Raw genomic sequence first — 2059 nt, forward strand, 5'->3', positions numbered from 1 at the left:
GGTAAAGTATATCCGGTACCTTTTATCGATAAGGTGTACGATCATAAAGTCGATAAAGAATACCAGGCAGCAATTCTGGAAAATGAGTTTGTGAAAATGGTGATGCTTCCGGAAATCGGAGGTCGTATTTTTGAAGCACAGGATAAAGCCAACAATAACTACAATTTTTTCTATCAGCAAAAGGTGATCAAGCCGGCACTTGTTGGCCTGGCGGGACCGGGGATCAGTGGTGGAGTCGAGTTTAACTGGCCGCAGCACCATCGTCCGGGAACTTATTTACCTACTGATGTTTACATTGAAGAGGAAGCCGACGGAGCCAAAACAATCTGGATGTCGGAATACGACCCGATGTACCGCTTAAAAGGGATGCACGGAATTCGGATTCGCCCAAACAGCGCTTTAATTGAGTTGCGGGGACGCCTGTTTAACCGCACGCCGCTAACGCAAACGTTCCTTTGGTGGGCCAACGTTGCTGTGGAGGTCCACGGTGACTATCAAAGCTTTTTTCCTCCTGATGTTCATTATGTAGCCGACCACGCGGTGCGCGCCCAAAGTAGTTTCCCGTATGCCGAAAACGATTATTATGGCATTCCATATCACGAAAGACAGGGACGAAATGATTTACGCAACTACAATAATATTCCGGTACCAACCAGCTACATGGTTTGCGACACCAAATATGATTTCTTCGGAGGTTATGATTTTAAAGAAGATGGAGGATTCATCCATGTTGCCAATCGTCATATCGCTCCGGGTAAAAAGCAGTGGACCTGGGGTAATGAAGCCTTTGGCCGTGCCTGGGACCGCGAACTGACTGATGAAGGTGGGCCGTATTTCGAATTGATGGCTGGTGTTTATACCGATAACCAACCGGATTTCACCTACCTGTTGCCATACGAAACCAAGACTTTCTCACAATTCTGGTGGAGTTATAAGAAACTGGGACCAGTCCAAAATGCCAATAAGGATTTGGCTATCCGTTTGGAAATTCAGCAAGGCAACAAGCTGGATTTAGGAGTAGCCGGGAGCCGGAAATTTGAGAATCTGCAATTTATCCTGCTTATCGGAAACGAGAAGAAAGTTATCGACAAACAAACGGTATCACCGGAGAAACCATGGAAAGATAATTCGATCCAAATTGAAGCCGGGCAGGAGAATTCAATCTCCTTGATCGTATTGGATGAGCAAGGGAAAGAATTAATCGCCTATCACCATCGTGAGATCAGCAAAGAACGGAACCGGAAGCTGGCTTTTGAGCCCAAACAACCGCAAGAGGTTGAAAGTGCTAACGAGCTGGAGTTAATTGGCGAGCACCTGGAGTTGTATCGTCACCCGACCCGTTATCCGGAGCCTTATTGGCGAGAAGCGATTAAGAAAGATCCGAAAAGCTACAAGTCCTATATCGCACTCGGTCGCGTAGCGTTAAAGAATGGCAACTTTGCCGAAGCAGAGCAAAACTTACGGGCTGCGATCGAGATCATGACCACTTATCATCCCAACCCGGCATCGGGCGAGGCGCATTATTTCTGTGGTTTAGCCTGCTCGTTGCAAGGTAAAAAAGAAGAAGCTTATGGCTTGTTTTACAAATCAACCTGGAATTTTGAGTGGCGTGCAGCAGCTTATTACCAGTTAGCAACGTTGGATTGCCTGAAGGCTGACTACGAAACAGCGTTAGAGCATTTGGAAGCTTCGTTGGATACCAATCGTCAGAATAATAAGACGTCTATCTTGAAGGCAATTGTTTTGAAGCACCAGGGAAATAAGGCAGCAGCACAAAGCGCGTTGACTGAACTTTTCAAAACAGATGCACTGGATCAATGGGCTAAATTTGAATTGGCCAATTTGTCGGGTAACTTCGATGATTTTATCCAATCCTCGCGCAATGATGCTCAGACAATCCTGGATATTGCTTTTGATTATGCGGAAGCCGGTTTCTATGCGGAGGCAATTGCTGTTATTGAGTTGCATCAGCAAAATGAAATACCGGCATGTGCAGTGCCAAATCCAATGGCCGAGTCAATCATGACCGAGTTTGCCCTGGCTTGGTTGTATCAAATGA

1 protein-coding gene is annotated in these 2059 nt (G+C 46.1%); it reads left to right on the forward strand.

The genetic code is table 11. The features are described 5' to 3' along the window. A partial coding sequence (locus AC37HE_RS07095; protein ID WP_500782108.1) for a DUF5107 domain-containing protein occupies nucleotides 1–2059 on the forward strand: 2059 nt, incomplete at both ends.

Source organism: Mangrovibacterium sp. (genome assembly GCF_059905295.1).